The sequence below is a fragment of the Streptomyces sp. 8L genome (assembly GCF_020176795.1).
Classification (GTDB): Bacteria; Actinomycetota; Actinomycetes; order Streptomycetales; family Streptomycetaceae; genus Streptomyces.
Genome location: NZ_JAIUKE010000297.1, coordinates 1 through 7,924, shown reverse-complemented (window position 1 = coordinate 7,924; position 7,924 = coordinate 1). Strand labels below are relative to the sequence as shown.

Annotated in this window: 7 protein-coding genes; all 7 read right to left on the bottom strand. The window is 69.9% G+C overall.

Annotation, left to right across the window (positions count from 1 at the left end):
* A partial coding sequence (locus LCE31_RS23540; protein WP_225017288.1) for a DnaB-like helicase N-terminal domain-containing protein occupies nt 1-1,159 on the bottom strand: 1,159 nt, incomplete at its 3' end.
* Nucleotides 1,159-2,430: a DNA cytosine methyltransferase gene (locus LCE31_RS23535; RefSeq protein WP_225017286.1), complete on the bottom strand. Its 1,272-nt coding sequence runs from the start codon at nt 2,428-2,430 to the stop codon at nt 1,159-1,161. The genes LCE31_RS23540 and LCE31_RS23535, both read right to left, overlap by 1 nt.
* The gene (locus LCE31_RS23530) at nt 2,427-3,290 is read right to left on the bottom strand and encodes a hypothetical protein (protein ID WP_225017290.1); all 864 of its coding nucleotides are present in this window, start codon (nt 3,288-3,290) and stop codon (nt 2,427-2,429) included. Before LCE31_RS23530 ends, LCE31_RS23535 begins: the two co-directional genes overlap by 4 nt.
* Nucleotides 3,291-4,159: 869 nt before the next feature.
* Entirely contained in the window at nt 4,160-4,915 is a 756-nt protein-coding gene (locus LCE31_RS23525; protein WP_225017284.1) for a hypothetical protein, read from the bottom strand.
* A complete protein-coding gene (locus tag LCE31_RS23520) occupies nt 4,912-5,571 on the bottom strand; it encodes a hypothetical protein (RefSeq protein WP_225017282.1) in 660 nt (219 codons plus the stop codon). The genes LCE31_RS23525 and LCE31_RS23520 overlap by 4 nt, the downstream gene beginning before the upstream one ends.
* Nucleotides 5,572-5,657: 86 nt before the next feature.
* Nucleotides 5,658-6,116 carry an XF1762 family protein gene (locus tag LCE31_RS23515; RefSeq protein WP_225017280.1) on the bottom strand — a complete coding sequence of 153 codons (459 nt, stop codon included), beginning with the start codon at nt 6,114-6,116 and terminating at the stop codon, nt 5,658-5,660.
* Entirely contained in the window at nt 6,113-7,903 is a 1,791-nt protein-coding gene (locus LCE31_RS23510) for a type IV secretory system conjugative DNA transfer family protein (RefSeq protein ID WP_225017278.1), read from the bottom strand. Before LCE31_RS23510 ends, LCE31_RS23515 begins: the two co-directional genes overlap by 4 nt.
* Nucleotides 7,904-7,924 lie beyond the last annotated feature (21 nt).

The window sequence follows — 7,924 nt, the reverse complement described above, 5'->3', positions numbered from 1 at the left end:
TTTTGGTGGCGGGGGGTCTGGGGGGGGGTGAGGGGGTGTTGGGCGCGGGGGGGGGCGGGGGGGGGCGGGGGGGCCGGGCCGGGGGGGGGGGGGGGGCGGGCGGGGCCGGGGGGGGTCCGGGCCGCTCGGTGGGTGCGGATGGCGGTGAGGTGGCGTGCTGCCACCGGGTTCGTACGGCGTTGAGGTCGGCGAGTGCGCGGCGGCTGCCGGCGACGAGTTGGCCGGGCGTGGTGGCCGGGTCGTCGGCGAACGCCCGGACGAGCCGGCCGGTGTCGTACGCGGTGGCGAGGAGGGAGTGCGCCAGGACGCGTTCGCCCGCGTCCTGCGGTGAGCCGACCGCGGCGTCGAGGAGATTCAATATCTGCTGTGGATCGGCCTCCCGCGCCAGGAGTTCGCGGTGCTGTGCTTCCCACATCACCGTGACGGCATCGACGGGGGTGCCGCGGCGGGCCAGGGTGTTCAGGCATTGCCACAGCCCGGCGTGCAGAGGCTGGCTGAAGTCGCGGGGTGTCAGCCATCGCATCTGCTCGATACTGCTCGGATACGCGGTGGCGGTCGCGATCGCGCACCTCTCGTCGTCGACTGCCTCCTGGTCCTGGAGCAGCTCGGGCGGTGGTTGAGGTCTGCTGGGCAGGGGGCCGGCGTGGGGTGGGAAGCGGGCGGCGATGTCGGCCACGACGCCGGCCAGGGCGTCGGCTTCCTCCAGGGTGGTGAGTAGGCGCTGGGGGAGTGAGGTGTCCTGGGCGCTGTGCACGAGGCGCTGGGCGGCGGCGGACAGACGGCGTCGGCAGTGCTCGGCCTCGATCATCCGGGCATACACGGCGGCGTGCCGGGGTCGTGGGCAGGTCTGGATCAGGCTGTGCAGGTAGGGAGCCGACAGTCCGGGCGTCCGCTCGCGTGCTGCTGTGAGGACGGCGTTGAACCACGTGGTGGTCTGGGCGTGTTCGGCCGGATCGGGGGCCGGCAGGGAGTGGATCGCGGTGAAGACGGCTGCGTGCTCGGTGGTGGAGAACGCGCTCGGGCCGATCCGGGCCACGTCATGCAGGCGCTGCGGTTCGATCAGCAGGGCGCCGAGGAGGGCCTTCTCAACGTGGAAGACCGGCAGAGGCGGTGGAACGGCGTCGAGGTCGTCCTCGTCGGGTTCGGGGAGGTGGGGCATTACGCGGCCAGGGTGAAGTCGTCCGGGTTGAGGGCGGTGCCGAGGTGGGGGGCGAGGAGGTGGCCGGCGAGCAGCGGCGGTACAGCGTCGCCGATCTGCCTGAAGACCTGGCCCTTGTTGCCGGCCCAGGGATAGTCGGCGGGAAAGGTCTGCAGGAGGCCGGCCTCGCGGGCGGTGATCCGGATCGGCTCGGGGACGGTCGGCACGCCGGCTTCCACGGCCTGTGGAAAGGCAGGCTCGGCGACCCAGGTGCACTCGTTCGCGCGGTGCCCGAAGAACAGGGTGCCGGCCGGTTCGGACAGCGAACGGACGGTGCCGTTGGCCTGGTTGTTGCTGCGCAGGGACCAGGACCAGCGCGGGGATTCGGCGGTGGACGTCGGCGCAGGAGCGTCTGCGGCACACTTCCCGCGTGCGCCGCGCCGGGCAGCTCGCTCCGCGTCGTCACGACGGGGCTGCGCGAGCACTCCGTCCGGCCGGGGCAACCAGGTGCCGCGCGCCCGGGCGTCGGACAGTGTCTTGCGGGAGCCGGACGGGAACGGCTCGGGACCGCCTCCGGGCCCGCCGCCCGCACAGACGGTGGGGACGGGCCGGTCGGTCGCGCCCCATCCCAGGGCTTCGGCCATGCTGACCCAACGGTCGCGGCCCGGACCGAACAGCGACTCCCCCTCGGCGAGTTGGGCGTGCGTGGGCGGGGGAGGCTGAGCGGTACGGACCCGGGAGGCGAGCAGAATCGCCCGTCGCCTGGTCTGCGGAACGCCGAAGTCGGCCGCGTTGAGGATCCCGTACCAGACCGAGAATCCCCACCCGCGCAGGACGGCCGCGTACTGCTTCCACAACGGCAGGACGTCAGGTACCTCCTCCATGGCGACCCAGTCGGGCTCGCCGACCGCGTTGAGCGCGTACAGGTAGCGCATCGGCTCGGCGGCGAGCAGGGAGCGCTGGTCGCGGCACGCGGCCAGGAGGCGTTCGCGGGTGTCGCGACCGGCGGCCAGATCCTCGACCGCCGCGTGCACCAAAGGCTGGTCGAGCAGGCCGAGGCGTTTGCCGGCCATGCTCCATGCCTGGCACGGCGGGGAAGCGATCACGCCGCGGGTGCGGCCAACGAACGGCCAGGCCGGATACATGGCCACATCGGTGCGGATGGTCAACTGCCCCGCCGCCGAGCGGGTCTTGCACGCCCACGGGTCCCACTCCAGCCCGATGTCCCGTACGCCCAGGACGTGCAGTGCCTGGCTCCAGCCGCCCGGCCCTGCGAACAGGTCGAGTATCACGTGGCCAGACCGAAGTCGTCCTGCGTCAGCGTGTCGGCGTCGCCGCGACATGTCCAGGGCGAGCAGCCGTCCTCGACACCGTTCTCCAGGACGTCGGCCTCGTCGAGACTGATCTGCTGGGCGGCCCGCTCGGCAGGGGTGACGTGGTCGATCGGTGCCTGGCTCAGCGGGACGCGGGAACGGTGCAAGAACGCCTCGCCGAGCAGTCGGCTGCCCGACGCGTTGGCACGGGCATTGCCCTTCCGGATGGCCGCGTCGAATTCGACGACGTCCGCCCACTCGGACGGAGAGGTATCCCGGATATGCCTCCACTGGGCGTTTCCGTGGAAGGGGCATCCCAGGCAGCTCGATTTCGGTGTGTCGGCGAGACCGAGTTCGGTCAGGTAGCGTACGCAGTCGGCCCTGCTCCACGACATGTCCAGAAGCGGATGCCGGTTGCGCATGTACTTGACGTCCGCGTCCTTCGCTCGATGGAATTCATCGGTCGATATTCCTACCCACTGTTCGACGAACACCCCCTTCGGGATGCGTGCGGGGTAGGGGTGTCCGAGCAGTTCGCGGACCTTCTGCTTTATCGGCTTCACCTTGTACTCGCCGGTGCACTGTCGTCGCGTCATCCCGGGGCGCCCGTCCTGATTGAGGATGTGGAGCGGCATGGATGCGAACCGGTGATCCGGGTCCAAGGCATCGCGGCGAATGTTCCCGGAGGATACGCGCACGACTGGAATACCGGCCGGGCGGGCTATCTCTTTCTCTATGCGGTCGAGATGCCTGTAGACCGCTTCGGGTTCCCAGCCGGTGTCGGCGAAAATCGCGTAATCGACCTTCGGGAGGATGCCGTTGGCTGACAGGGCGAGCAGGGTGGTGGACTGGACTCCTGCGCCTAGCGAAAGGATTTTCAGTGTGGGGGTGTTCACGGAATTCCTGGGTGAGGGTGGTGATCTGCGCGGTGAAGAGGAATCCGGGATGTGTCAAGGCGGAGGCGTGACTTCGCCAATCGCCGGGTTACGGATTCCGGAGGACCCGCGCCTTCGGGATGTACCGACGCTGGATCCGCGTCAGCGGCGCGGCGTGGCCGCGGTGGTGCCGCGGAGGACTGCGAGGTAAGCGCCGGTTTCGGCAAGGCGCCAGAACGTCCATCCGGTACGGATGGGTGAGACCTGTGGGCGAAGTGAGGTGATGACTGCGCGAGCGGCGCCGCTGGGGGTCTTGTACTGCCCTGCTCCAGGGCCTGTGGGTATGTGCAAGGCGCCGGTGGAGCGGTCGAATTTCCCCTCGATACGACTGCGCTGGTAAATGGCGTAGACGGGGATGTGTGTGTTTGTGGGGGCCGGCGTCTCGGGCGCGGGCTGAGCGTAGAGGTGGAGGAGGTGCGCGATGGTCTCGCTGGTGGTTATCCCCAGTGCGCGGGCGAGGAGTTCCACTTGCTGATGAATCTCGGGTTGGAGACGGATGTGTCGGGGTTCGCTTGTCAACGTCGTCCTTCTCAGTGGTCGTGGAGCGGAAGCTCTCCCCGGGGTCGGCTTAGGCTGTGTCGTAGGTCTGAAGCCGTTCTGAGGCGGACGGGGCAGGTATCGCTTCGGCGGCCGGGACTGTGCTCCCGGCGTTTGCCGGCGCAGGAGCCGTGGGCCGCGGGCAACGCGCTGAACTCGGTACAGACCTGCGCCCAGGGACAGGGCGCGGAATCGGGGCTGACCGGAAATGGTCGTGTGCTCCGCAGGAATTGGGGTCAGCGGCTTCGTTTGGCCGACTGTGAGGAGGTGGGCATGGGCGGGAGTGTCTTACCGGGGGTGGTGCCGGCCGGCGGGAGGCTGATGGAAGCGGCGAGGGCTGTGGTGCCGGCCTGGGTGAGGCGGACACGGTCTTGAAGCGGTCCGCGTACGTAGGCGGAGGGTGCGGTCTTCGGGACGCGCTCGATGAGGTTTCTTGTCTCCAGCTGCCGCAGCGTGTTGATCAGTACCCGGGTGTCGCGGTAGTGGACGTAACGACGTCCCAGGGACTCGGTGGTCACGACGTGACCGCGGCTGATCTCCCACAGGGCCGTGTAGTGCACGGTGTTCAGCTGGGGGTCCGGGCCGTTGGCCTGCGCCGGGCGCCGGCGCCGGATCTCCCCGGCGACGAGGGCGGCGCCGTCCACGGCGGCCTCGGGGGCCAGGGCGGTCAGATCGCGGGCTGTTGCCAGGCCGTGGTTTGTGGAGGCATCGCTCAGGTAGGCGAGTTGCTTCAGACGGGCCACCGTCTCCGACAGGTCCAGACTGTTGTAGAGGCGCTCCTCGGCCACGGCGGCGATGGCGGCGCGGGTCTCGGAAGCGAGGCTGTGCGCGGAGGCGACGTGGGCGTCCGGCTCGGGAACCGACCCAGGGCGCAACAGGAGGTCAAGCCGATCGTTGTGTTGGACGTACTGGTCTGCGAGCAGGATCAGCCGTTCGACTGCTGTCCCTGGAGTGGCCAGGTCGAACAGGCCGTCAGCGTGCGGCGCTGTCATGCCAGACGCCGGACGGCAGGGGCGTGCGGCGGCGCCGGAACGAGTGCGCTCGATGCAGCGGGGGGCCGCGGCGTGTCCAGCGCGGTGCGGGCTGCTGCCAGGGCTTGCTCTGCGGCGTCGAGGTGGGCTCGCGTGCGGTGGTCGTCAAGTGAGCCGACCGTGGGAGGGAGCGTGTTCTGTGCCGCGGTGACGAGCGGGCTGAGGGTCTGTGCGTAATGGGCGACGGCTCGCCCCAGGTGGCCGGTGCTCCGGCCGAGGCCCTCGGCGGGCGGGAGATCGGCGATGTTCGGGGCGAGCTGGTATTCGGCATCGGCAGCCATGCGGGCGGTGAGGTGGCACAGCAGGTCGATGTGCCGCATGACGTTGAACACACCGGCATCGTCCAGGGTGATGCGGTGGTCGCGAATGTCCGCGGTCACGGCGTCCACGGCATCCAGGGCGGTCATGTCTTCGAGGTCGCGAGGTTCGTAGGTGTGCAGGTCATCTCCAGGTGTGTGTGGTACGTGCTCGTCCGGGCCGTTGCGCGGCCGGCTGGACCAGTCGTGTGCCGTCTGCCGTGGGGCCGAACCGCTCTGCCGCAGCGGGGACTCGGCTCCGCTGCGCAACGTGACGCCATGCCTGGCCTCGGCAGACGGCTCCTCCGGGGCAGGGGCCATGCACCCAGGGCTCGTCCCATCCGGTCGGGCGCGCTGAAAACGCGGCGCAGGGCTGGGGCAGTTGCTGTGCGGGATGTCCGCCGACGTCACGGGGCTTGCCACAGGAAGCGGGCGACGTGGTCGTTGCCGTGGCCGGTCCGGGGCCGGGAGGGGGTGTGCCATCCGGGCCGGGGCGGGCGGCTGGCGATCAGGTGCCAGCCCGCGCCGCGCAGGGAGGCGCCGCTCTCGCTCTCCTGGGTGAACGTGATCAGGCGCCGGTATCCGAGGGCCTTGGCCGCACGCCACGATGCGCCGTAGAGGAGGGAGTTGGCGTTGCGGGTACCGTCGCCGGCGGTCCGGGTGACTTCGAGGGTGGTGCCGTCGTCGAGATGGCGGGCCACGGGCCGGCCGACGATCGCGACCGCGCGCAGGATGCCGTTCTCGTCTGCGGCGCCGACCGCGAAGATCTGTCCTGCGGGAGGCGGGTGGTGGCGGTGCCAGGTTCGTACGAATTCCTTCGCCTGGCGTGAGCGGACCGGTACCAGGTGCAGCGGGGTGTTGCTCACGCGGCCTTCCCGAAGTCGGACTGCGTCGGTGTGTGCTTCGCGACGGCGCGGGCGGTGATCGCCCGGGAGGCGCGGGCGGACGCCGCGGACAGTTCCTCCGCGCCGGGCTCCCGGTACCAGGGCCGCAGGTCGAGCATGGCGGCGCGCATGCCGGTGGCGAAGCAGAGCGCGGTGCCCTTGGGAAGGGCGCGAATCGCGTCGGCGGGCAGGATCCGCTCCTGCCGCATCGACACCGACGTGCTCTTGCCGGACTCGGAGTGCGAGGTGGAGGTGGTCTCCACATCGTGGTCGCCGATGAGGCGGCTGAGCTTGTCGGCGAAGTCGGGGTCGTCGATGCCGCTGCCGATGACCTTGACGGTGGAGGCGGACCACATGGCGTCCATGCCCGCCTCGCCCCAGACCTTCTGGCCCTGGCGGTAGGACTGGAGGATGGTGATCGGGATGATGCCGCGGCTGCCGAGGTGGGAGTACAGATCGGGCAAGTCGCTGATCTTGCACACGTTTGCGGCCTCGTCGAGGATCCCGAGCATGGGCGGATCGAGGCGTCCGCCGGCGCGTTCGGCCTGCGCGGTCGCGGCTCGCATCACGGAGTCCGCGCATGCGGCGATCAGCGCCGAGGCTCCGCCTCCGCCGTCCTTGCTGAGCAGGAACAGGGTGTCGGTGGACGTGACGAACTGATCCGGCCGGAATTCCGGGACGTCCCTTTGCGGGGTCACCCACGCGGAGATCTCGGCGTTCAGGAGCGCGGAGGCGTATTGCCGGGCCGTCTCGTAGATGCCGTCGCGCGTCTCGGGTGGTCCCTCGACGGTTCCCTTGAGCTGCGCTGCGACGGCGGCGAAGTCATGGTCGCGGAGGATGTCGAGCGGCGTGCGGTCGGCGGGGAAGGCGAGCCACTGCATGATGTCCGTGATCGGCCGCTCGTCGAGCGCCGCGGCCAGCAGCAGTTGGGACAGGATGTTGCTGCCGGCCTTCGACCAGAAGTCGCCCTGCTGGGAGGCATCGACACTCGCGGAAAGGAAGTGTCCGGCGAGCCGGTTCGCCCCGTCCAGGGTCCTCGCGCCGGCGAGCGGGTTCCACCACATCTCACGTGCGGCGTGCGCGATCTGCTGCGGATCCATGGTCCACACCGTCCCCGCCCGGGCCCTGGCCTCGTAGGCGGTGGTGAAGGCGTCGCCGGCGGATTTATTCGACGTCAGCAGCACCGGACCCGGCGCGGCGAGCATGGACGGGATGGCGAGCGAGGTGGTCTTGCCGGAGCGGGGCGCCATGATCGCGACGGCGACGTCCTCGTAGTTCATGCGTACTTCGTGGCGGGTGCCCTGCAGGTTGCCGAGAAGGATGCCGGTGTCCTTCGCGTCGATGTGCTTGCTGTCCTTCAGACTGGGGCGCAGGGAGCGGGCCTTGTCGGTGATCGCTTTGGCCAACAGCGGCTCGACGTCGCGGGCCTTGGCCATGTCGGTGATCTTCTTTTGCCCGCCGCTTCGGTTCTTGTGGCGGGCCCATAGGACGCCCGCTCCCGTGCCGAGGGCGAGGAACAGGAGAACGGGGACGATGCGGGCGCCGATCAGCAGGGACGTTTCGCCTTGGGTGGGCCAGACCTGCTGGGGGTGGAGCAGTGCCTTGGTTGGCTGGTAGGGGGCCCAGTTGGTGCCGGTGAGGTATGCGGTGATGTTGCCGGACAGCCAGGCCAGGTGGGCGAGGGGGATGACGACGGCGAGTACGCCGAGCAGGAGACGCAGGACCAGGTCGTATCCGACGGTGTTGCTGTTGGAGGAGGAAGGGGGCAAGGACTAGATGCTTCCGGGCGG

What these genes read in the sequence shown, in the direction of transcription:
- LCE31_RS23525 (WP_225017284.1), bottom strand. Translation starts at nt 4,915, where the DNA reads ATGACAGCGCCGCACGCTGACGGCCTGTTCGACCTGGCCACTCCAGGG.
- LCE31_RS23520 (WP_225017282.1), bottom strand. Translation starts at nt 5,571, where the DNA reads ATGGCCCCTGCCCCGGAGGAGCCGTCTGCCGAGGCCAGGCATGGCGTC.